Annotated in this window: 20 protein-coding genes; 14 read left to right on the forward strand and 6 right to left on the reverse strand. The window is 75.1% G+C overall.

Translation table 11 applies throughout. From position 1 onward, the window contains the following. Positions 1-53: 53 nt before the first annotated feature. Genes hisH through CELF_RS08235 form a run of 3 tightly spaced genes read left to right on the forward strand, consistent with a single transcriptional unit; the run spans position 54 to position 2,228 of the window. Positions 54-704 carry an imidazole glycerol phosphate synthase subunit HisH gene (gene hisH / locus CELF_RS08225; protein WP_041554018.1) on the forward strand — a complete coding sequence of 217 codons (651 nt, stop codon included), beginning with the start codon at positions 54-56 and terminating at the stop codon, positions 702-704. Positions 705-744: 40 nt separating this feature from the next. Then, positions 745-1,485 (forward strand): bifunctional 1-(5-phosphoribosyl)-5-((5-phosphoribosylamino)methylideneamino)imidazole-4-carboxamide isomerase/phosphoribosylanthranilate isomerase PriA, encoded by a 741-nt coding sequence (gene priA, locus CELF_RS08230; protein ID WP_013770794.1) that lies wholly within the window; start codon positions 745-747, stop codon positions 1,483-1,485. Next, a complete protein-coding gene (locus CELF_RS08235; protein ID WP_013770795.1) occupies positions 1,482-2,228 on the forward strand; it encodes an SseB family protein in 747 nt (248 codons plus the stop codon). Before priA ends, CELF_RS08235 begins: the two co-directional genes overlap by 4 nt. Positions 2,229-2,249: 21 nt before the next feature. On the opposite strand, the gene CELF_RS08240 is transcribed toward CELF_RS08235, so the two are convergent. The 3 genes from CELF_RS08240 to CELF_RS08250 are packed head-to-tail and all read right to left on the reverse strand — an operon-like array spanning position 2,250 to position 3,992. After that, a complete protein-coding gene (locus tag CELF_RS08240) occupies positions 2,250-2,675 on the reverse strand; it encodes a spore germination protein GerW family protein (RefSeq protein WP_013770796.1) in 426 nt (141 codons plus the stop codon). 34 nt (positions 2,676-2,709) lie between these two features. Next, positions 2,710-3,456: a S1 family peptidase gene (locus tag CELF_RS08245; RefSeq protein ID WP_013770797.1), complete on the reverse strand. Its 747-nt coding sequence runs from the start codon at positions 3,454-3,456 to the stop codon at positions 2,710-2,712. Beyond that, positions 3,453-3,992: an efflux RND transporter periplasmic adaptor subunit gene (locus tag CELF_RS08250; RefSeq protein WP_013770798.1), complete on the reverse strand. Its 540-nt coding sequence runs from the start codon at positions 3,990-3,992 to the stop codon at positions 3,453-3,455. Before CELF_RS08250 ends, CELF_RS08245 begins: the two co-directional genes overlap by 4 nt. A gap of 282 nt (positions 3,993-4,274) precedes the next feature. Here CELF_RS08250 and CELF_RS08255 point away from each other — a divergent pair, with 282 nt between their 5' ends. Next, positions 4,275-5,615 (forward strand): MFS transporter, encoded by a 1,341-nt coding sequence (locus CELF_RS08255; RefSeq protein WP_013770799.1) that lies wholly within the window; start codon positions 4,275-4,277, stop codon positions 5,613-5,615. A gap of 120 nt (positions 5,616-5,735) precedes the next feature. Here CELF_RS08255 and CELF_RS08260 read toward each other — a convergent pair whose 3' ends face one another. The 3 genes from CELF_RS08260 to CELF_RS08270 form a co-directional block, all read right to left on the reverse strand. Further along, positions 5,736-6,128 (reverse strand): DUF1844 domain-containing protein, encoded by a 393-nt coding sequence (locus CELF_RS08260; RefSeq protein ID WP_013770800.1) that lies wholly within the window; start codon positions 6,126-6,128, stop codon positions 5,736-5,738. A 119-nt stretch (positions 6,129-6,247) separates the two neighbouring features. Next, a complete protein-coding gene (locus CELF_RS08265; RefSeq protein ID WP_013770801.1) occupies positions 6,248-7,747 on the reverse strand; it encodes a catalase in 1,500 nt (499 codons plus the stop codon). A 45-nt stretch (positions 7,748-7,792) separates the two neighbouring features. Continuing rightward, positions 7,793-8,230 (reverse strand): Fur family transcriptional regulator, encoded by a 438-nt coding sequence (locus CELF_RS08270; RefSeq protein ID WP_041553382.1) that lies wholly within the window; start codon positions 8,228-8,230, stop codon positions 7,793-7,795. A 292-nt stretch (positions 8,231-8,522) separates the two neighbouring features. Here CELF_RS08270 and infC point away from each other — a divergent pair, with 292 nt between their 5' ends. The 10 genes from infC to CELF_RS08320 all read left to right on the forward strand — a co-directional run bounded on the left by infC (position 8,523) and on the right by CELF_RS08320 (position 22,590). After that, complete coding sequence (gene infC, locus CELF_RS08275) at positions 8,523-9,635, forward strand: translation initiation factor IF-3 (RefSeq protein ID WP_232014325.1); 1,113 nt, start codon at positions 8,523-8,525, stop codon at positions 9,633-9,635. 94 nt (positions 9,636-9,729) lie between these two features. Continuing rightward, positions 9,730-9,924, forward strand: coding sequence for a 50S ribosomal protein L35 (rpmI, locus tag CELF_RS08280; protein ID WP_013770804.1), 195 nt, complete (start codon positions 9,730-9,732; stop codon positions 9,922-9,924). 65 nt (positions 9,925-9,989) lie between these two features. Further along, positions 9,990-10,373 carry a 50S ribosomal protein L20 gene (rplT, locus tag CELF_RS08285; protein ID WP_013770805.1) on the forward strand — a complete coding sequence of 128 codons (384 nt, stop codon included), beginning with the start codon at positions 9,990-9,992 and terminating at the stop codon, positions 10,371-10,373. A gap of 36 nt (positions 10,374-10,409) precedes the next feature. Beyond that, complete coding sequence (locus CELF_RS08290; RefSeq protein ID WP_013770806.1) at positions 10,410-11,234, forward strand: TrmH family RNA methyltransferase; 825 nt, start codon at positions 10,410-10,412, stop codon at positions 11,232-11,234. Positions 11,235-11,442: 208 nt separating this feature from the next. Beyond that, positions 11,443-12,093, forward strand: coding sequence for an RNA 2',3'-cyclic phosphodiesterase (gene thpR / locus CELF_RS08295; protein WP_013770807.1), 651 nt, complete (start codon positions 11,443-11,445; stop codon positions 12,091-12,093). Positions 12,094-12,126: 33 nt separating this feature from the next. Next, complete coding sequence (locus CELF_RS19470; RefSeq protein ID WP_049791442.1) at positions 12,127-13,137, forward strand: RDD family protein; 1,011 nt, start codon at positions 12,127-12,129, stop codon at positions 13,135-13,137. 265 nt (positions 13,138-13,402) lie between these two features. Then, on the forward strand, positions 13,403-14,458 hold the full coding sequence (gene pheS, locus CELF_RS08305) for a phenylalanine--tRNA ligase subunit alpha (RefSeq protein WP_013770809.1): 1,056 nt from the start codon (positions 13,403-13,405) through the stop codon (positions 14,456-14,458). After that, positions 14,458-17,022, forward strand: coding sequence for a phenylalanine--tRNA ligase subunit beta (pheT, locus tag CELF_RS08310; RefSeq protein WP_013770810.1), 2,565 nt, complete (start codon positions 14,458-14,460; stop codon positions 17,020-17,022). Before pheS ends, pheT begins: the two co-directional genes overlap by 1 nt. Before the next feature lie 214 nt (positions 17,023-17,236). Further along, complete coding sequence (locus CELF_RS08315; RefSeq protein WP_013770811.1) at positions 17,237-22,192, forward strand: ExeM/NucH family extracellular endonuclease; 4,956 nt, start codon at positions 17,237-17,239, stop codon at positions 22,190-22,192. Between the two features lie 182 nt (positions 22,193-22,374). Further along, on the forward strand, positions 22,375-22,590 hold the full coding sequence (locus tag CELF_RS08320; protein ID WP_013770812.1) for a hypothetical protein: 216 nt from the start codon (positions 22,375-22,377) through the stop codon (positions 22,588-22,590). Positions 22,591-22,637: the final 47 nt, after the last annotated feature.

The following is a 22,637-nucleotide window of genomic DNA, read 5'->3' on the forward strand; positions in this document are numbered from 1 at the left end:
TCGGACCCCGGCGCCGGACGACGGTGCGCGAGGGCGCCGGGTACCCTGACGCGGTGTCCTCCCAGCCCCGTGTCGTCGTCCTCGACTACGGCTTCGGCAACGTCCGATCCGCCGTGCGCGCGCTGCAGCGCGTCGGTGCGCAGGTCGAGCTGACGGCGGACAAGCACGCCGCGACGGAGGCCGACGGCCTGGTCGTGCCGGGTGTCGGCGCCTTCGCGGCCGTGATGGGCGGGCTGCGCGCCGTGGGCGGTGACCAGGTGGTCGACCGGCGGCTCGCGGGTGGCCGGCCCGTGCTCGGCATCTGCGTCGGGATGCAGGTCATGTTCGCCGAGGGCGTCGAGCACGGCGAGCACACCGACGGGCTCGGGGAGTGGCCCGGCGTGGTCGACCGGCTCGAGGCCGACGTCGTCCCGCACATGGGCTGGGCGACCGTCGCCGCGCCCGCGGGCACGACGCTGTTCCGCGGCCTGGAGGACGAGCGCTTCTACTTCGTGCACTCGTACGCCGCCCGCTCGTTCCCGCTCACGGACGACCCGGACGGGGCCACGCCGTTCACCGCACCGCTCGTGACGTGGGCCACCCACGGCGACCGCTTCGTCGCCGCCGTCGAGAACGGCCCCCTCGCCGCCACGCAGTTCCACCCCGAGAAGTCGGGCGACGCCGGCGCGCAGCTGCTGACCCACTGGGTCGACTCGCTGCGCTGACCGGCACCCCGACCGCCCGCACCCCTCCCGGAGGACACCCATGACCGACCGCCTCGAGCTGCTGCCCGCCGTCGACGTCGCCGACGGCCAGGCCGTCCGCCTCGTGCAGGGGGAGGCCGGCTCCGAGACCGGCTACGGCGACCCGCTGGCCGCCGCGCTCGACTGGCACGCGGGCGGCGCCGAGTGGATCCACCTCGTCGACCTCGACGCGGCGTTCGGGCGCGGCTCCAACGCCGAGCTGCTGGCCGACGTCACGCGCGACCTCGCGGCCAAGGGCGTGAGGATCGAGCTGTCGGGCGGCATCCGCGACGACGCCACGCTCGCTCGGGCCCTCGGCACGGGCGCGACGCGCGTCAACCTCGGTACCGCCGCGCTCGAGGACCCCGAGTGGACCGCGCGCGTGATCGCGGAGCATGGCGACCAGATCGCGGTCGGGCTCGACGTGCGCGGCACGACGCTCGCGGCACGCGGCTGGACGCAGGAGGGCGGCGACCTCTGGGAGGTGCTTACGCGCCTCGACGCCGCCGGGTGCGCCCGCTACGTCGTGACCGACGTGACGAAGGACGGCACGCTGCGCGGCCCGAACGTGGACCTGCTGCGCGAGGTGTGCGCCCGCACCGACGCGCCCGTCGTCGCGTCGGGCGGGGTGTCGAGCCTCGAGGACCTGCGCGTTCTGCGCGACCTCGTGCCGCTCGGCGTCGAGGGCGCGATCGTCGGCAAGGCGCTCTACGCGGGCGCGTTCACGCTGCCCGAGGCGCTGGACGTGGCCGGCCGCCCGTGACGACGGGGCACGCGGGCGGGCGCGAGCTGCCGCCGTCGTCGCCGTTCGCGGCGGACGACGGGTCGGCGGACCCGAACGTCGCGGAGGCCCTGGACGCGCTCGACGCCGGGCGGGGGAGCGTCGCGGACGTCGTCTCCGCGCTCGCCGGGACGCGCGTCCTGGTCCCGGTCCTCGCGGAGCTCGAGGTCGCGGACGTCGTCGAGCACGACGGGCACGCGCACACGGTCGACAAGGAGGCGTCCGCGGGCATCGTCGCGCTGCGCACCGAGGACGGGCGCACCGCGCTGCCCGTGTTCACGAGCGTGGCCGCCATGGCGGCCTGGCGGTCGGACGCGCGCCCCGTGCCCACGGACGTCACGCGCGCGGCACTCTCGGCGGTCTCCGAGGGGTGGGAGGTCATGGTCGTCGACGCCGGCGGGCCCGTCACCGTCCTGCTGCCGCGCACGGCCGTGTGGGCGCTCGCGCAGCAGCAGGGCTGGCGCCCCGCGGTGCTCGACGGTGGTGTGGACGCCGACGTCACCGCGGCGGTCCGCGGCGCGCTCGCCGGTGTGCCCGGCGTGGTCTCGGCGGGCACCGAGCCCGGCAGGCGCGCGGAGGTGGCCGTCGTCCTCACGCTCGTCCCGGGCCTCGACCGCACACGGCTCGACGGCGTCCTCGCGCAGGTCAACGCCGCGCTGGCCGCCGACCCGGTGGTCGCGGAGCGCGTCGACTCGCTCGAGCTGCGGCTGCGCGCCGCGGGCTGAGCGCCGGTCGCCGGCTGCCGCTCACCGGCGCCCGCGGACCGCCCACGCGAACGCCCACGCGGTGAGGGCGGACGCGAGCACGACCTGACCGCCGAGGATCACGCGGTTGAGGTCGAGGGTCGGGCGCCACTGGACGCCGGAGCCGTCGACGACGAACACGCCGACGGCCTTGACGTGCGCGGCGTACCCGCCCCCGCCCCCGTGCCCGAGGCCGTGCCCCGTGTGCGGCTCGGCGTCGCCGGGTGCACGGCGCCGCAGCGACGGCGCCGACGGCAGGTCGGACTCGCCGCCGCCGGATCCCAGGCCCGTCGCGCCCGCGACGCGCGCGACGGGGATGACGAGCACGCCGTCCCGCTCGTACGCCTCGCCGAACACCCGGCGCACGCTGAGGTTGTCGTTGGCGGCGCCGGTCAGCGCGGCCGGGTCGAAGCGCGGGGTCTCGGACACGGGTCCTCCTGGCGGTTCGTGGGCGGGTCGTGGGTCAGGAACAGGTCGGGGCGTCGGTGAACGCCGACCCGTCGTCCAGCATGGACCGCAGGGTGCTCACGGGCACCACGTAGCTGCGCCCCTGGTCGTCCTTCGCGTAGACGACGCCGACGACGCGCCCCTCCGTGTCGAGCACCGCCGATCCCGAGCTGCCCGGCTCGACGGGCGCGTCCGTGACGAGGACGGCGCCGAGGTTCTCGTTCAGCGGGTCGGTCGTCGTGCCTAGCACGGTCCCCGTCGTGATCGTCAGACGCTGCCCGAGCGGGTAGCCGACGACCGTGACGGCGTCGCCCTCCGCCGGGTCCGCGTCGGCGAGCGTCGGCGCGGCGGGCAGCTCGGCGGCCGTGCGCACGATCGCGAGGTCGGCCAGCGCCGCGGTGCTGGCCGCGGTCGCCTCGACGTCACGCCCGTCGTAGGTGCTGAGCTGCAGCGCCGCGGAGTCCTCGACGACGTGCCGGTTCGTGACGAGCGTCGTCGGGTCGATCGCGAAGCCCGAGCCGGTGGACACCGAGCCGCAGCCGATGTTCCGGATCCGCACCGCCATCCGCTGCGCCGCGTCGAAGCCGTCGGGCGACAGGTTGCCCTGGGACGTCGGCGCGGCGGCGGGGGAGCGGCTCGGCACGACGCTCGTCGGGACGGGGGCCGGCATGGCGGGCAGGGCCGCGCACCCGCCCAGGGCGCCGACGACGACCGCCGCGGCGAGGAGCGACACCGACCGGCGGGCGGGCGGACGGACCGTCATCGGTCGAGCTCGCGCTGGAGCTCGGCGTTCGCGTCGGTCGCGGCGCCGCAGACACGGTCGACGTCGGTGGCGAACCGCTCCAGGTCCGCGGGGTCGTACCGGTCCGACTCACGCAGGTAGCCGATGAGCCGCTCCTGCCCGTCGATGCAGTTGGCCAGCGCGGTCGCGACCTGCCCCGCAGCCTCGGAGACGCGCGCCTGGTAGTCGGCGAGCTGCTGCTGGGAGGCGGTCGTGTCGCCGAGCCGCGCCTTCTCGTCGGCGAGCTCGGTGATCCGCTGCTGCGCGGTCGCGAGCTGGGCCTGCGTGTCGGACAGCTCGGCCTGGGCGGCCTCGAGATCGACCTGCGCCTGCGCCAGCTGCGTGCCGTGCGTGCGCGCGAGCTCCTCCCAGTCCGCCGCGGTGCGCTCCCAGGCGCGGGTCGTCGTGACGAGCCGCACGGCGAGCAGGGTGCCGAGCGCGAGGACCAGCACGAGCGCGACCGCGAGGACGACCACCGCGGTGCGGCGTCGCGGCGCGGCAGCGGGCGGGGTCGCCACGGCAGGTGGGACCGCGCCGTGCGGCGGATGCGCACCGGGGGGCGGGAGGGCACCGGGCGGGACGGTTCCCGGCACCGGCACGCTCGGCGGCGGTGTCCAGGCGGCTCCTGGTGGGCGGCCGGTCGGCATCGCGGGGCGCGGCGGCTCGGGCCAGCCGGCGGGCGGGTTCTCGGTCGGCACCGCCCCAGGATAGGAGCGCGGTGCGCGCCCCGGGGGTGGTGGGCCGTGTCACGTCCGCCGATGTCCGATATCCGCTCGGGACGCCGCTCGCCCGGGGCGACAATGGCACGCGTGTCCCGCTTCCCCTACGGCGCCCTGCTGCGTCTCCCGGGGGTGGGGCGGCTGTTCGCCGTGTCGTTCGTCGCCCGCATCCCGCACGCCATGACGGGCGTGGTCCTCACGCTGCACGTCGTCACCACGATGGACCGCGGCTACGCGCAGGCGGGGCTCGTCGCGGGCGCGATGACGGTCGGCATGGCGATCGGCGCCCCCTGGCGTGGCCGTCTCGTCGACCGGCTGGGCCTGCGCCGGGCGATCGCGCCGTCGATCGTCGTCGAGTCGGCCGTGTGGGTCGTCGCGCCGCACCTGTCCTACGAGGCGCTCGTCGTCGCCGCCGTCGTCGCGGGCCTGTTCCTCGTGCCGGTGTTCTCCGTGTCGCGCCAGTCGCTGTCCGTCATGGTGCCGCTCGCGCAGCAGCGCTCGGCGTTCGCGCTCGACTCGGTCGCCGTCGAGGTCACGTTCATGCTGGCCCCGGTGCTCGGCGTCGTCCTGGCGACGCAGGTCTCGACCTCCGCCGCGCTGACCGTCGTGGGGACCACGACCGTCCTCGCGGGCCTGCTGCTGTTCTGGGCGAACCCGCCGACCCGCTCGGTGACGGCCCCGGACGCCGTGCCGGTCGCGGCCGACCCGCGCGCGAGCGTGCTGGGCCCCGACCTCGTCGTCGTGCTGCTCGCCGCGCTGGCCGCGTCGTTCGTGCTCGTCGGGACCGACGTGGCGCTCGTCGCGGCGCTCAACGACGAGGGTCGCGCGGCCGACGTCGGCTGGATGATCGCGCTCTGGGCGGGCGGCTCGGTGGTCGGGGGCCTCGTGCACGGTGCCCGTCACCGCTCGCCCTCGCCCCTCGCGCTCGTCGCCCTCCTCGCGCTCGCGACCGTGCCCGCGGCGTTCGCGCCCGTCCCGGTGTGGCTCGCGCTCGCGGTCGTGCTCGCGGGCCTGCCGTGCGCGCCGGCGCTGTCGTCGATCAACGCGACGCTCGTGCGGCTCGTGCCGGAGCACCGGCGCGGCGAGGTCATGGGGTGGAGCGGCACGATGTCGACGGTCGGCAACGCCCTGGGGGCACCGCTGTGCGGCTGGGTCATCGACCGCGGGACGCCCGGGCACGGGTTCCTGACGGCGGCCGCGGTCGGCGGTGCCGTCGCGGTCGGCGGGCTCGTCGTCCTGCGGGTCGCCGGAGCGCGGCGCGGGGCACCCGTGGGCGACGCGGTCCCGGTCGCGCCGGTGCACGACCCGCGGGGCGCGGCGCTCGTCAGCGGCGCCCCCACCGAGGGTGAGCCCGCGCTCGTGGCACCGCGGGAGCCGCTCGCGACCGAGGGTGCGGTCGTGCCCGACCCGGCCGCGCGCTGACACGTCGAGCGCGTCCGACGCGGCCGTGCCCGCAGGTGGCAGCGACCGGGACGGCGCCACCGGCGGGGCGACGGGCCCGACGGCCCCGTCGTGGGACGTCGGCGCGTCCCCGACGTCCGGTCAGACGACCGACCCGGTCCACTTCTCGCCCGGCCCCTCGCCGGGCGCGTCCGGGAACGTCGACGCCTCACGGAACGCGAGCTGGAGCGTGCGCAGCCCGTCCCGCAGCGACCGGGCGTGCTGGTTGCCGATGTCGGGGGCGGACGCGGTGACGAGCGCGGCGAGCGCGGTGATGAGCTTGCGCGCCTCGTCGAGGTCTAGGTAGTCGGCACCGCGGCCCTGCGGGCCGTCCTCGGCGAGCCCGCACTTCACGGCGGCCGCGCTCATGAGGTGCACCGCCGCGGTCGTGATGACCTCGACCGCGGCGACGTCGGCGATGTCGCGGGTCTCGGCGGCCGCGGCCTCGTCGGGGGCGGCGGTGGCGGTCGGGTCGTCGGTGGGGGAGCCGGTCATGGCGTCGATCCTCTCACCGGCCGCGGCGTGCCCGGGCCGTCGTGCCCGCCGTCGCCCGGGACCGGCGGGCACGACGAGGCCCCGCCGCCGGGAGTCCGGTGACGGGTCCTCGTGGTGGGTCAGGCGACGGGGACGCTCGCGGTGGCCGGCTCGCCGTTCTCGACGGGCGCGGTGCCGGTCAGCGCGGCGCGCAGGCGTGCGCCCAGACCGCTGTCGACCTGGGTCCAGTACTGGATCGCGCGCTCGCGGATGTCCTCGCGGCGGACCGCGCCGACGTGGCCGGTGATGACGTCGAGGAACCGGGCGCGTGCGGCGTCGTCGAACACCTCGCGGTAGAGGGTGCCGGCCTGCCCGAAGTCGTCGTCCTCGGGGTGCAGCGTCGCCGCGGCACGGACCATGGCGCCGTCCGACTCCCAGCCGCTCTCGGCCGCGCGCGCCGGGTCGGCCGCCGGGCCGCCCGCCGAGTTCGGCGCGTACACCGGGACGTCCGGGCCGTGGAAGCTGATGCGTGCGGCGCCGTCCTTCGAGTACGAGTGCACCTCGGAGTGCGGCGCGTTGACGGGCAGCTGCGCGTGGTTGGTGCCGACGCGGTACCGGTGCGCGTCGGCGTAGGAGAAGATCCGCGCGAGCAGCATCTTGTCGGGGCTCGCACCGATGCCGGGCACGAAGTTCGACGGCGCGAACGTCGCCTGCTCGATCTGTGCGAAGTAGTTGTCGGGGTTGCGGTTGAGCTCCATGACGCCCACCTCGACGAGCGGGTAGTCGCCGTGCGGCCACACCTTCGTCAGGTCGAACGGGTTGAAGCGGTAGGTCTTCGCGTCCTCGTACGGCATCACCTGGACCGACAGCGTCCAGCGCGGGAAGTCGCCCGCGGCGATGTGGTCCCACAGGTCGCGGATGTGGTGGTCGGCGTCCGAGCCGGCGAGCTGCGCGGCCTCGTCGGGCGTGAGGTTGTCGATGCCCTGCTGGGTCGTGAAGTGGTACTTCACCCAGAACCGCTCGCCCGCGGCGTTGACCCACTGGTAGGTGTGCGAGCCGAAGCCGTCCATGTGCCGCCACGAGGACGGGAGCCCGCGGTCACCCATGAGCCACGTGACCTGGTGCGCCGACTCGGGCGACAGCGTCCAGAAGTCCCACTGCATGTCGTTGTCGCGCAGGTGCGAGCCGGGCAGGCGCTTCTGCGAGCGGATGAAGTCGGGGAACTTGATGCCGTCACGCAGGAAGAACACCGGGGTGTTGTTGCCGACGAGGTCGTAGTTGCCCTCGGACGTGTAGAACTTCAGCGCGAAGCCGCGCGGGTCGCGCCACGTGTCGGGCGAGCCGTTCTCGCCCGCGACGGAGGAGAACCGCGCGAGCATGTCCGTCGTCACGCCGGGCTGGAACAGCGCGGCGCGTGTGTAGGCGGAGACGTCGCCCGTGGTCGTGAACGTGCCGAACGCACCGCCGCCCTTGGCGTGCACCACGCGCTCGGGCACGCGCTCCCGGTTGAACTGCGCGAGCTTCTCGACCAGGTAGTGGTCGTGCAGGACGATCGGGCCGTCGGACCCGACCGCGAGCGAGTGCGCGTCCGACGCGACGGGCGCGCCGGAGTTCGTGGTCGTCGGGGGCACGTGAGACATGGGTGTCCTCTCCAAAGGGGTGGCGGTACGGAGGTCGTGACGCGGTCAGTCGTCGGCAGCCGCGGCGGCGCACGCGGGGCACAGGCCCCAGAACGTGACCTCGGCGGTGTCGACGGTGAAGCCGGAGGTGGAGCTCGGGACGAGGCAGGGGGAGTGGCCGACGGCGCAGTCGACGTCGTCGAGCGCGCCGCAGCCGCGGCAGACGATGTGGTGGTGGTTGTCGCCGACGCGCCGCTCGTACCGCGCGGGGTGCCCCGCGGGCTCGATCCGCCGGAGCAGGCCCGCGCCCGTGAGCGCGCCCAGCACGTCGTAGACGCCCTGCACCGAGACCGACGGCACCTGGCCGCGCACGAGCCGCAGCACGGTGTCGGCGTCGGCGTGCGGGTGGCGGCGCAGCACGTCGAGCACGGCGACGCGCGGGCTGGTCACCCGCAGGCCGTGGCTGCGCAGCAGCGTCGTGTCGTCGTCCACGGCGTCAGCCAAGCATCGAAACTGGAATAGTTCAAGTCTCGGAGTCGTTCCGAAGAGTGCTGCCGGCCGCCGTGGCGGTCCCGTGGGGCATCCGTGCACCACCGTCTGGTAGCCTTGTCCACGACTGACCTGCGACCGCTCGCCCGCCCTGCACCTGGGAACGGCAACCGGCGGTCCAGGGGTACAAGTGGAGAACCTCCCACCTGGGTCTCGACCGACCGGCTCGCCGGCGACAGGGACCGGGTCACAGTCCGCACGTCGACGGGTTCGCCCCGTGGGCGCGGCCCGTGTCGACCGTCCGGTCGTGCGCGGGTGCGGGTGTGCGAGGCCTCCTCCTGTACTCAGGACGGGGGCCTTCCTCGTTCCTGACGGTCCACCACCGAGACCTGAGGAGCACCACATCAGCGAGCCCCGCATCAACGATCGGATCCGCGTCGCCGAGGTCCGCCTGGTCGGCCCCAACGGCGAGCAGGTCGGCATCGTCCGCGTGGAGGACGCTCTGCGCCTGGCCCAGGACGCCGACCTCGACCTGGTCGAGGTCGCCCCGGACGCCCGCCCGCCCGTCTGCAAGATCATGGACTACGGCAAGTTCAAGTACGAAGCAGACATGAAGGCCCGCGAGGCCCGGCGCAACCAGACCAACACGGTCCTCAAGGAGATCCGCTTCCGCCTGAAGATCGACCCGCACGACTACGGCACCAAGAAGGGCCACGTCGAGCGGTTCCTCAAGGCGGGGGACAAGGTCAAGGTCATGATCATGTTCCGTGGCCGCGAGCAGTCGCGCCCGGAGATGGGCATCCGCCTGCTGCAGCGGCTGGCCGACGACGTCGCCGAGCTGGGCTTCGTCGAGAGCTCGCCGAAGCAGGACGGGCGCAACATGATCATGGTGCTCGGCCCGACCAAGAAGAAGGCGGACCAGAAGCAGGAGCAGCGCCGCGCGGCCCAGGCCGCCGCTCGCGCCGCCGAGTCCGACGCGCCCGAGTCCGACGCTCCCGAGCAGGTCGCACCGGCGCAGGCTGCGCCGTCGCGACCGGCGAGCGCCCCGGCCGCTCGTGCCGCCGCTCCGGCGGCTCCGGCACCGTCGGCTGCGCCCGCCGCCCCGTCGGCTGCGCCCGCCGCTCCCGCGGCTGCGGCCCGGCCCGCGACGTCGGCTCCCGCTGCGGCGGCGACCACGGCACCTGCCGCACCGGCCACGACGGCTCCGGCGGCCTCGGCGCCTGCCGACGCCCCGGCCGCGCAGCGCCCGACCTCGCCGCGCCCCCCGGCGCCGCGTCCGGCGCCCGCCCGTTCGGCCGCTCCGGCCCCGGCGACGCCGCGACCCGCGGCACCCCGCCCGGCCCCCGCGGCGGCCACGCCCAAGCCGGCTCCTCGCCCTGCCCCGCGGCCCCGGCCGCAGGCCCCCGGGCAGGCCGGCTGACCTGACCACGGTCGGCTCGGTCCCCGCTGAGCCGCACGACGACGAGTCGCGCGCGACCTGCACGCGATGAGAACGACAAGGAGACACGGCAGCCATGCCGAAGAACAAGACGCACTCCGGTGCGAAGAAGCGCTTCCGGATCACCGGCAGCGGCAAGGTCATGCGTGAGCAGGCCAACGGCCGTCACCTCCTCGAGCACAAGTCGAGCCGTCGCACCCGCCGCATCGCCGGCGACGTCGTCGTCTCCGCCGCTGACACCCCCAAGATCAAGAAGCTGCTCGGCAAGTGACCCGTCCGGGGACGCGCTGAGCGTCCTCGGGGCACTCGAGCCCTAGACCAAGCAAGGAGCATCACGTGGCACGCGTGAAGCGGGCGGTCAACGCCCAGAAGAAGCGCCGGGCAACTCTCGAGCGCGCCAGCGGCTACCGCGGGCAGCGCTCGCGCCTCTACCGCAAGGCGAAGGAGCAGGTCACCCACTCCCTCGTCTACGCCTACCGCGACCGCAAGGTCCGCAAGCAGGACTTCCGCAAGCTGTGGATCCAGCGCATCAACGCGGCCTCGCGCGAGCAGGGCCTGACGTACAACCGCCTCATCCAGGGCCTCAAGCTCGCGGGTGTCGAGGTCGACCGTCGTGTCCTCGCCGACCTCGCCGTGAACGACGCGCCGGCCTTCGCCGCGCTCGTGCAGGTCGCGAAGGACGCGCTGCCCGCCGACGTCAACGCGCCGTCGGCTGCGTGACGCAGCATCGCTGAGCACCACCCGGACGCCCGGCCGATGCCCGAGCTGACCAACCCCCGCGCCGAGCGGGTGAAGGCAGTGCGGGCGCTGGCCGGGCGTCCGGCACGTTCGCGGTCCGGCCGGTTCCTCGTCGAGGGCCCGCAGGCCGTGCGCGAGGCCGTGCGGGAGCAGGCCGTCCGGGTGCACGACCTCTACGTCACCGACGACGCCGCCGCGCGCTACCGCGAGATCGTCGCGGACGCCGTCGCGCGCGGCGTCGTGGTGCGGACCGGGTCCGCCGAGGTGCTGGACGCCATGAGCGCCGACGCGCAGGGCCTCGTCGTGGTCGCGGACCTCGTCGCCGTCGCCCTCGAGGACGTCGTCGCTCCCGGACCCCGGCTGGTCGCCGTCCTGGCGCACGTGCGCGACCCCGGCAACGCCGGGGCGGTCGTGCGCGCGGCGGACGCGGCGGGTGCCGACGGCGTCGTCCTCACACGGGAGAGCGTCGACGTGCACAACCCGAAGGTGGTGCGCTCCACGGCCGGCTCCCTGTTCCACCTGCCGGTCGCGACCGGCGCGGAGCTGCCCGCGGCCGTGGCCGCGCTGCGCGCGCGGGGGGTGACGGTGCTCGCGGCCGACGGCACGGGCGAGCACGACATCGACGACCTGCTCGACGTGGCCGGGGCCGCACCGGCAGGGGTCCCCGACCTCGCCGCGCCGACCGCGTGGGTGTTCGGCAACGAGGCCTGGGGGCTGCGCGACGAGGACCGCGCCCTCGCGGACGCGGTCGTGCGCGTCCCGATCCGGGGCCGCGCCGAGTCGCTGAACCTCGCGACGGCGGCGACCGTCTGCCTCTACGCGAGCGCGCGCGCCCAGCGCTGACCGGACGCGGGCCGACCGCGGGCGTTCGCGGTCCGCGGCGCGCTAGTCTGCACGTCCGCGGTCGGGCAGCCCGACCTCCGGCGATGGTCCCGGCGTACCGACGAAACGCCGCACGGATGCGCACTCGAGCCCCTCACCCGACCGACCACACCCTCGCCCGGGCGCGAGGCCGCGCCGCCGGCGTGGACGACCGCCGTCGGTGGTCCCGATGAGGCTGTTCGCGGCCGTGTGGCCGCCCGACGAGGTCCTCGACCACCTCGACCTCGCGCTCGCGACGGTGCGGGGCGGGCCCGCCGGTGCGTCGACCGCCGTGCGGTGGTCCGCGCGCGAGACGTGGCACCTGACGGCCGCGTTCTACGGCGAGCTCCCGGACGGTGCGGTCCCCGGCCTGACCGCCGACCTCGCAGCGGCCGCGCGCACGACCCGTCCGTACTCGCTCACGCTGCGCGGGGCGGGTGTGTTCTCGCACCGCACCATGTGGGTCGGGGTAGGCGGTGACGTCGACGCGCAGCGGGCGCTGAGCGCGGCATGCGTCGCCGCGGGAGTCGAGGCCGGTGCGGTGCCCGACCGCCGTCCGCGGGACCGCCCGCACCTCACGGTGGCCCGGATCCGGCCGGGAGCGCGGCCTCCCCGGCGCGGTGCGTCCCGCCCCGGGCGTGCCACCGGACCCGCGGAGGGCGGCGGCGCGCGCGGACCCCGCACGGACGAGGAGGTCGCGCGGGGCGTCGCGCGCGCGCTCGCCGTCTACCAGGGACCGTCGTGGCAGGTGGACGCCCTGCAGCTCGTCGAGTCGCGGCCCGGGGCGGGGCGCGGCGGTGGTCCGCTGTACGAGGTGGTCGACGAGCTGCCGTTCGGCTGACGCGCCCCGGTGGCCGGTGGGACGATGCGCCGCATGACGACGACGACCGGTGCGCCGACCGCGGCCGCCGCACCGCCCGAGCCCGCGCGGGCCGACGTCGACCCCCCGTTCGCGTCGTGGCTGCGCCGGGTCGGCGCAGCGCTGCTCGACGGGGCGCTCCTGTCGGTCGTCGCGTTCCTCGCGGCCGACCCGCCGGGCGCGCGCGCCCCTGCGTGGGTCGTCGTCTACACCCCCACGAGCGGTCCGTCGGCGCCGACGTCGGTGACGGCGGGCGCGGTGTTCCTGCTGCTGCTCGCGCTGCAGGCCTGGACGGGGATGACGCCCGGCAAGAGGGCCCTCGGGATCGTCGTCGTGCGGGAGCGGGACGGCCGTCCCGTCGGGATCCTCGGGACGGGGGTGCGCGCGGTCGCTCACCTCGCCGACGCGGTGCTCATGCTCGGCTACCTGCGGCCGCTGTGGCACGCCCGGCGCCGCACCTTGGCCGACAGCCTCGTCGGCAGCGACGTGCTGCTGCTCGCGGAGCACCGGGCGCGCACGTCGCGGCCGCGCCCCCGCACGTGGCTCACGGTCGTGACGTGGGTGCTGTGCGGGGCGGCGCTCCCGCTGTCGGTGCCGGGCTCGCGCGGGGCGGCCGCGGAGACGTTCCCGTGCGACCCCGCATCGCCCGACCGCACGGTGCCGGGGGTCGCGGGCGTCGTGCTCGACGTGCCCGCCCGCACGCAGGAGACGCGGCTGTGGCTGTCCCGGGACTCCGCCACCGCGCCGGCCACCGTCACGTGGCTGCTCGGCGAGCCGGGTCCGGCCGACGGCACCGAGCTGACGTGGCGCGTCGTCGACGGCACCGGACGCGTCACGGCCGAGGACTCCGTCGTCGTCCACGGTGCGGCGCCGTCCGGCGAGGACGGGACGCCGGCCGCCCGCACCCGGACGGTGCCGGCGGGGGCGTTCGGCAAGCTCGGGGCCCCGTGGGGGTGGACGGCCGAGGCGGTCGTCGACGGGGAGGCGGTGACGGTGTGCACGGTCGAGGCGGGCGGTGCCTCGTGAACGCTCGTGGGACCGACGGCTGCCGTGGCACGATGGGCCCCATGTCAGCGCGTGCGAGGGCGGCCGGTGGTCGCCGATTTCCGCGGCCCGTCCACGGGCTGCGCTGACGCGCACGTGACCCCGCCGCCGACGAGCGGACGGGCGCGAGGGCCCCGGGACGGGCGCCACTAGACTTCCCTGCTGGCCGGTGCGCCGTGGCGCGCCCGGTCAGGGCCCGTCCGTCCGTGCGCGGGGGCGGGCTCCGGAACTCCCCTGGAAGGTCCGCATGACCGACACACCCCTGTCCCCGCTCGACGAGGCCGGCGTCGACCTCGCGGTGAAGGCCGCGCTCGCGGCGTTCGCGGCCGCCGCCGACCTCGACCAGCTCAAGGCCGCGCGCCTCGCGCACCTCGGCGAGACGAGCCCCGTCGCGCTGGCCAACCGTGCGATCGGCGGGCTCGCGCCCGCCGACAAGGGCGTCGCGGGTCGGCTGCTCGGCGGCGCCCGCGCGCGGCTCCAGCAGGCGCTGGCCGAGCGTCAGACGCAGCTCGAGGCGGAGCGCGACGCGCGGGTCCTCGTCGAGGAGACGGTCGACGTGACGCTGCCCGTCGACCGGCGCCCGCGCGGCGCCCGCCACCCGCTCGAGACGCTCCAGGAGCGCATCGCCGACATGTTCGTCGCGATGGGCTGGGAGATCGCCGAGGGCCCAGAGCTCGAGACCGAGTGGTTCAACTTCGACGCGCTGAACTTCGGCGTCGACCACCCGGCGCGGCAGATGCAGGACACGTTCTTCGTCGAGGGTCCGGGCGGTGACCCGTCCGGGCTGGTGCTGCGCACGCACACGTCGCCGGTGCAGGCGCGCACGCTGCTCGAGCGGGAGCTGCCGGTCTACATCGCGTGCCCGGGCAAGGTGTTCCGGACCGACGCGCTCGACGCGACCCACACGCCCGTGTTCCACCAGGTCGAGGGGCTCGCGGTCGACAAGGGCCTGACGATGGCGCACCTCAAGGGGACGCTGGACCACTTCGCGCGGACGATCTTCGGCCCCGACGCCCGCACGCGGCTGCGCCCGTCGTTCTTCCCGTTCACCGAGCCGTCCGCCGAGATGGACCTGTGGTTCCCGCAGAAGAAGGGCGGGCCCGGCTGGATCGAGTGGGGCGGCTGCGGGATGGTCAACCCGAACGTGCTGCGCGCGTGCGGCGTCGACCCCGACGTGTACTCCGGCTTCGCGTTCGGCATGGGCGTCGAGCGGACCCTGATGCTGCGCCACGGCATCGCCGACATGCACGACATGGTGGAGGGCGACGTGCGCTTCTCCACGCAGTTCGGGACGGAGATCTGATGCCCCGCGTTCCCCTGACGTGGCTCGCCGACCACGTCGAGCTCCCCGCCGGTCTCACGGCCGAGCAGCTCGCCGCCGACCTCGTGCGCGTCGGGCTCGAGGAGGAGGCGATCCACGCCGCCGCCGTGACGGGCCCGCTCGTGGTCGGCGAGGTCGTCGAGCGCACGCCCGAGCCGCAGAAGAACGGCAAGACGATCAACTGGTGCCGGGTCGACGTGGGCGCCGAGCACAACGAGCCGGGTGGCTCGCCCCGCGGCATCGTGTGCGGCGCGCACAACTTCGACGTCGGTGACAAGGTCGTCGTCGCGCTGCCCGGTGCCGTGCTTCCCGGCCCGTTCGCCATCGCGTCGCGCAAGACGTACGGGCACGTGTCGGACGGCATGATCTGCTCCGCGCGCGAGCTCGGCCTCGGCGAGGACCACGCCGGGATCATCGTGCTGTCGACCCTCGGCCTCGACGTGCCGGTGGGCACGGACGCGCGCGAGCTGCTCGGGCTCGGGGACGAGGTGCTCGAGATCAACGTGACCCCGGACCGGGGCTACTGCTTCTCGATGCGTGGCGTGGCCCGCGAGTACGCGCACTCGACCGGCGCGCGGTTCACCGACCGCGGACTGGCGACCCCCGAGCAGCAGGCGCCGGCGTCGGGGGGCGTGGCCGTCGAGCTCGACGACGACGCCCCCGTCGACGGCGTGCCCGGTGCGGACCGGTTCGTCGCCCAGGTCGTGCGCGGCGTGCGCGCGAACGACCCGTCGCCGCAGTGGATGCAGCGCCGGCTCACGCAGGCCGGCATGCGCCCGATCGGCCTCGCGGTCGACGTGACGAACTACGTCATGCTCGACCTGGGGCAGCCGCTGCACGCGTACGACCTCGCGAAGGTCGCCGCGCCGGTGGTCGTGCGTCGCGCGCAGCCGGGCGAGCGGCTCGTGACGCTCGACGGCGTCGACCGCGCGCTGGACGGCGAGGACCTGCTGATCACCGACAGCCCCGGCGGGGTGCGTGCGTCGCGCGTGCTCGGCCTGGCGGGCGTGATGGGTGGCGGGGAGTCGGAGGTCGGGCCGGAGACGACGGACCTGCTCGTCGAGGCCGCGCACTTCGACCCCGTGAGCGTCGCGCGGACGTCGCGCCGGCACCGGCTGTCGAGCGAGGCCGCGAAGCGCTTCGAGCGGGGCGTCGACCCGCAGCTGCCGCGCGTGGCGGTGGCACGCGTCGTCGAGCTGCTCGTCGAGCACGGCGGCGGCACGCCCGACGACGCGCTCACCGACGTGGACCGCACGTCGCCGCCGCCGTCCGTGACGCTCCCGCTGGACCTGCCGGGGCGGCTCGTCGGCGTGCCGTACCCGCCGCAGGAGGTGCGCGACACGCTCGAGCAGATCGGCGCCGAGATCACGGACGCGGACGACGAGACGGTGACCGTCCGGGTGCCGTCCTGGCGGCCCGACCTCGCGGTGCCGGTCGACCTGGTCGAGGAGGTCGCGCGCCTGCGCGGCTACGACCAGATCCCGTCGACGGTGCCGCCCGCCCCGACGGGTCGCGGGCTCACGACGGGCCAGCGCCTGCGTCGCGCGGTCGCACGTTCGCTCGCGGAGGCCGGCTTCGTCGAGGTGCTCACCTACCCGTTCGTGTCCACGGAGCAGCTCGACGCGCTCGGGCTGCCCGCGGACGACGAGCGTCGGCGCGCCGCCCGCCTGGTCAACCCGCTCGCGGAGTCGCACGCGTTCCTGCGGACGAACCTGCTGGTGACGCTGCTCGACGCGGCCCGGCGCAACGTCGGTCGTGGCCTGACCGACGTCGCGGTGTTCGAGATCGGTCTCGTGACCCGTCCCGCGGCGGATGCTGCGGCCGCGCCGCGGCTCCCGGGCGGCGTGCGACCCACGGACGACCAGCTCGCGGCGCTCGACGCCGCCGTGCCGGCGCAGCCGCGCCGCGTGGCCGGCGTGCTCGCCGGGGCGGTCGAGCCCGCCGGGTGGTGGGGGAGCGGCCGACGCGGCGACCACACCGACGCGATCGCCGCTGCGCGTCGCGTCGCCGACGTGGTGGGGGTCGAGCTCGTCGTGACGGCCGACGCCGACCACCAGCCGTGGCACCCGGGCCGGTGCGCGCGCCTGACGACGACCGACGGCACGCTCGTCGGGCACGCGGGCGAGCTGCACCCGAACGTCGTCGCCGCGCACGGGCTGCCCGCGCGCGCGGGCGCGTTCGAGGTCGATCTCGACGTGCTGCTCGCGGCCGCGTCGCGCGAGCCGCTGCAGGCGCAGCCGGTCTCCGGGTTCCCCGTCGCCAAGGAGGACGTCGCGCTCGTCGTCCCGGCGCACGTGCCGGCCTCGGAGGTGCTCGACGCGGTCCGGACGGGTGCGTCCGCGAGCCCGGCGGGCGACGTCGCCGAGGACGTGCGGCTGTTCGACGTGTACGTCGGCGACCAGGTGCCGGACGGCACGCGGTCGCTCGCGTTCTCGCTGCGGCTGCGTGCCGCGGACCGCACGCTCACCGCGCAGGAGACGGCGGGCGTCCGTGAGTCCGTCGTCGCCGAGGCGCAGCGCCGGTTCGGGGCGACGCTGCGCGGCTGACGCCGCCGAGCGTCCGCATGACGAGGCCCGCGACCCCGGTGGTCGCGGGCCTCGTCCGTGCCCGGGGGCGCCGCGAGTCGTAGGACGTGGGACGAGTTCACCAAACGGTTACCGGTGGGTAGTTGCCGTGAAACGGACGAACGGTGAGAGTGAGGGCGGTCCGCCCACGGGCGGGCCAGAACTCTGTGCGCCCCCCGACGAAGGAGAGCCCGCCGTGCACGGTGGAGTGAGATCGACAACCGGGGGCCTCGCAGCCCTCGCGCTGACCCTGGTCGGCACGGTGGCGGCAGCGGGTGCGGCGCAGGCCGCCCCGTCGCCCACCGCGGCCGTGGTCATCAACGAGGTGTACGGCGGCGGGGGCAACTCCGGCGCCCCGTTCAACCGGGACTTCGTCGAGCTGTACAACCCGGGCGCCGCCGACGTCGCCGTGGGCGGCTGGGCGGTGCAGTACGCGTCCGCGGCCGGGACGAGCTGGCAGGCCACCGTCCTCGCGCCGGGCACGACCGTGAAGGCCGGCGGGTACCTGCTCGTCGGGCAGGGTGCGGGTGCCAACGGTGCTGCGGTCGAGGTCGACGTGGACGGCGCGATCCTCATGGGGGCGTCCGCCGGGAAGGTCGCGCTGACCTCCACGTCGACGGCGCTCGCCGGGTGCGGGGCCGACTGCTCCGACCAGGCCGCGGTCGTCGACTTCGTCGGCTACGGCACGACCGCGAACGACTTCGCAGGAACCGGCCCGGCACCTGCTGCGTCCAACACGGCGTCGGTGTCGCGCAGCGCGACCCACGCGAACACGGCGAGCAACGCCGCGGACTTCACCGCCGGCGCGCCGACGCCGCAGAAGTCCGCGGCCGGTGGCACCGACCCGGGCGCCGGCGAGCGCACGATCGCCGAGATCCAGGGCACGGGCGCCGCGTCGCCGCTGCAGGGCACGAACGTCACGACGACGGGCGTCGTCACCGCGACGTACCCGACCGGCGGCTTCAACGGCTACGTCATCCAGACCGCCGGCACCGGCGGTGCGATCGACCCCGCGCGGACCGCGTCGGACGCGATCTTCGTCTTCTCCTCGGCGACGGTCGGCTCCGTCGCGATCGGCGACCACGTCAAGGTCACGGGCGCCGTCACCGAGTTCAACGGGCTGACCGAGATCACGGTGGCCGCGGGCGGCCTGGAGAAGCTCGCCGAGCCCGCCTCGGTCACCCCGCTCACCGGTGCCTGGCCGACGACGGCCGACGCCCGCGAGGCGATCGAGTCGATGCTGCTGCAGCCGACCGGCGCCTTCACCGTCGCCAACACCTTCTCGACCAACCAGTACGGCGAGGTGGGCCTCGCGGCCGGCACCACGCCGCTGATCCAGCCGACCGAGGTCGGTCGCCCCGGCTCGCCGGAGGCCGCCGCGGCGGCGACCGACAACGCGGCGCGCGGCGTCGTGCTCGACGACGGCGCGACGACGAACTTCCTGTCGGCCGCCAACCAGTCCCAGACCCCGCCGTACGTCTCGCTGACGAACCCGGTCCGGGTCGGCGCCGCCGTGACGTTCACGGCGCCCGTGGTCGTCGACTACCGGAACAACGCGTGGAAGCTCAACCCGACCAGCCAGTACGTGGCGGGCGGGACCGCGCCGGCGACGTTCGAGAACGACCGCACGGCGTCGCCGACCGACGTCGGCGGGGACGTGCAGGTCGCGTCCTTCAACGTGCTCAACTACTTCACGACCCTCGGCGCCGACACCGCCGGGTGCGTGCCGTACCGCGACCGCACGGGCGACCCCGTCACGGTCGACGAGGGCTGCGACCCGCGTGGTGCCTGGGACCCCGAGGACCTCGCGCGGCAGCAGGCGAAGATCGTCGCGGCGATCAACGCGCTCGACGCCGACGTCGTCGGACTGCTCGAGATCGAGAACTCCGCGGTCGTCGACGGCGTCGCCGACGAGGCGCTCGGCACGCTCGTCGCGGCGCTCAACGCGCAGGCCGGTGCCGGGACGTGGGCGTTCGTGCCGTCGTCCGTCGACCTGCCCGACGTGGCGCTGCAGGACTCCATCACGAACGCGCTGATCTACCGCACGGCGGCGGTCGAGCGCACCGGTGACGCGCGGGCGCTCGGCTCCCAGAGCGCGGACGGCCAGGCGTTCGCCAACGCGCGTGAGCCGATCGCCCAGGCGTTCACGCCCGTCGGGGGCGGCGAGCCCGTCCTCGTCGTCGTCAACCACCTCAAGTCCAAGGGCTCGGCGGGTCCGTGGCCGGGCGACGCGGACGCCGGTGACGGCCAGGGCGCGTCCAACGAGTCGCGCGTCCGGCAGGCCACGGCGCTGCGCGACTGGGTCCCGACGATCCAGGGCGACACCGAGGCCGTCGCGCTCGTCGGTGACTTCAACGCCTACACGCGCGAGGACCCGCTGCAGGTGCTCTACGACGCCGGCTACGTCGACGCCGTCCAGCAGCTCGCCCCCGGGCAGTGGTCGTACACGTTCTCCGGCCTGTCGGGGTCGCTCGACCACGTGCTGCTCAACGAGGCGGCGCTCGCCCGCGCCACCGGCGCGGACGTGTGGGAGATCAACGCCGAGGAGTCCATCGCGCTGGAGTACAGCCGGTACAACTACCACGGCACCCTCTTCTACGCCGACGACGTGTACCGGTCCTCGGACCACGACCCGGTGGTGGTCGGCCTGACCGCGGGTGCGACCCCGGGACCCGTCGACCTCACGTTCCTCAACATCAACGACTTCCACGGCCGGATCGACGCCAACACGGTGAAGTTCGCCGGGACGGTCGAGAAGGAGCGTGCCGCGGCCCCGGGTCCGGTCGCGTTCCTGTCGGCCGGCGACAACATCGGCGCGTCGCTGTTCGCGTCGGCCGTCGCCGACGACCAGCCGACGATCGACGTGCTGGACGCGCTCGAGCTCGCCGCCTCCGCGGTCGGCAACCACGAGTTCGACCGCGGCTTCGCGGACCTCACGGACCGGGTGGTGCCCGAGGCCGACTTCGACTACCTCGGGGCGAACGTCTACCTCAAGGGGACGACGACGCCGGCGCTGCCGGAGTACACGCTGCTCGAGATGGGCGGGGTCACGGTCGGCGTCATCGGCGCCGTCACCGAGGAGACCCCGACGCTCGTCACGCCCGCGGGCATCGAGAAGCTCGACTTCGGCGACCCGGTCGCGGCCGTGAACCGCGTCGCGACGCAGCTCACCGACGGTGACGCGTCGAACGGCGAGGCGGACGTGCTCGTCGCCGAGTACCACGAGGGCGCCGGCGCGGGCACGCCCGACGGCGCGACGCTCGAGGAGGAGATCGCCGAGGGCGGCGCGTTCGCGGCGATCGTCGAGGACACGTCGGCCGAGGTCGACGCGATCTTCACCGGCCACACCCACAAGCAGTACGCGTGGGAGGGGCCCGTCCCGGGCGACGCCCAGCGCACGCGGCCGATCGTCCAGACCGGGTCGTACGGCGAGTTCCTCGGCAAGGTCGTGCTCACGTACGACCCCGAGAGCGACCAGGTCACGGCGCACACGCAGTCCAACGTGCCGCGGACCACGGAGGCCGACGCGACGCTCATCAGCACCTACCCGCGCGTCGCGGCGGTGAACCAGATCGTCGCCGACGCCCTCGCGTACGCGGCCGTCGTCGGCAACCAGCCGGTCGGCTCGGTGACCGCGGACATCACGACCGCGTTCTCCGGCGGCTCCTACGTGAACGGCGTCTACGTCGGCTCGGGCCCGCTGCCCACCGCAGGTCGCGACGACCGGTCCAAGGAGTCGACGCTCGGCGGCCTGGTGGCCAACTCGCTGCTCGACACGCTCTCGTCGCCCGAGCGCGGCGGTGCCGACATCGGCGTCGTCAACCCCGGCGGCCTGCGCAACGAGCTGTTCTTCGCGCCCGACGGCGTCATCACCTACGCCGAGGCCAACGCGGTCCTGCCGTTCGTCAACAACCTCTGGACCACGACCCTCACGGGCGCCCAGGTGAAGACGATGCTGGAGCAGCAGTGGCAGACCAACCGGGACGGGACCATCCCGAGCCGGCCCTACCTGCAGCTCGGGCTGTCGTCGAACGTCACGTACACCTACGACCCCGCGGCGGCCCTCGGGTCGCACATCACGTCGGTCACGGTGAACGGTGCGCCGCTCGACCTCGACGCCGAGTACCGCGTCGGGACGTTCTCGTTCCTCGCGCAGGGCGGCGACAACTTCCGGGTCTTCGAGGACGGCGCGGACACGGCCGACTCGGGACTCATCGACCGGGACGCGTGGATCGCCTACCTGCAGGCGCACCCGAACCTGTCGCCGGACTTCGCCCGGCAGGCCGTCGGCCTGGCCGACGTCCCCACGACGGTCGAGGCGGGCGCGGGCCTGGCGTTCGCAGTCACGGGGCTGGACCTGACGAGCCTCGGCTCGCCCCTCAACACCAGCCTCGACGTGCGGCTCGACGACGTGTCGATCGGCACCGCGACGGTGACGGGCGGGGCCGCCGACGTGGCCGTGACCGTGCCGGCGGGCACCGCGCCGGGTGAGCACGTCCTGACGCTCGTCGCGAGCCCCAGCGGCACCACGGTGACGCTGCCGCTCACGGTCGAGCAGGGGCTCGTCCCGTCGACCACGACCCTGACCGCCAAGCCGACCACGCAGGTGTACGGCAAGGCGAAGGTCACGCTCACGGCGACGGTCACGTCGGAGGCCGACGTCTCCGGCACGGTCGAGTTCGTCAGCGGCGACACCGTGCTCGGCACGGCGACCCTGAAGAAGAAGGGCACCGCGACGTTCACGCTGCCGGCGAGCACGCCGGCGGGCACCTACGAGGTCGTGGCCCGCTGGGCCGGCACCGACGAGGTGGCGGGGTCGCAGTCCGACCCGGTGACCGTGACGGTCGAGCAGGTCGGCACCCGGACGGGGCTGCTCGCCTCGCGCAGCACGCAGCGGCAGGGCTCGATCCTCCCGACGTTCCTCGTCGCGGGGGTCGTGCAGGACAACCTGCGGATCCCGGCCGGGACGGTCGAGATCCGGGAGGGTGCGACCGTGGTGAGCACGCACACGGTCGTCCTGGGGGTCGCGATCGGCACCGTGCCGCGCGACGCCACCGTGGGTACGCACACCTACACGGCGACGTTCGTGCCGTCCGACCCGAACGTCGCGTCGAGCACGAGCACACCGGTGACGGTCCGCGTGACGCGCTGACGCTCTGACGGTCCGACGCAGGCCGCACGGCCCGTCCGGACGCCCTCCCCAGGGCGCCCGGACGGGCCGTCGTCGTGCCGGCGTCGCCGCACCCCGCTCGCGGAAGCGGAGGCCCGCACTCCCGCCGGCATGGTCCCTTGGTCCCATGTGCCCGGTTCGGAGGACCGGCGACTCTTGGTGATATGACCGATGTGTCGCGCACCGACCGCCGTCCCCTCCCGCGAGCCGTCCTCTACGGGCCGGTCCCGTGGCGTGCGCCGCGGCACACCCCCGGCGCCGCCACGCCGCCCGAGCCGCAGCCCGCCGTGCCCGGCTGGGTCGACCCGGACGAGCGCGTCGCCTGCTTCGAGCACCGTCCGAGCCCGCAGCCGACGGCCTCCTGGCGCGCGTCCGCCTGACGCCGCGCGCGAGCGCCGCAGCACCTCGGCGACGGCCGGTCGGTCCA

The sequence above is a fragment of the Cellulomonas fimi ATCC 484 genome, from assembly GCF_000212695.1.
Lineage (GTDB): Bacteria > Actinomycetota > Actinomycetes > Actinomycetales > Cellulomonadaceae > Cellulomonas > Cellulomonas fimi.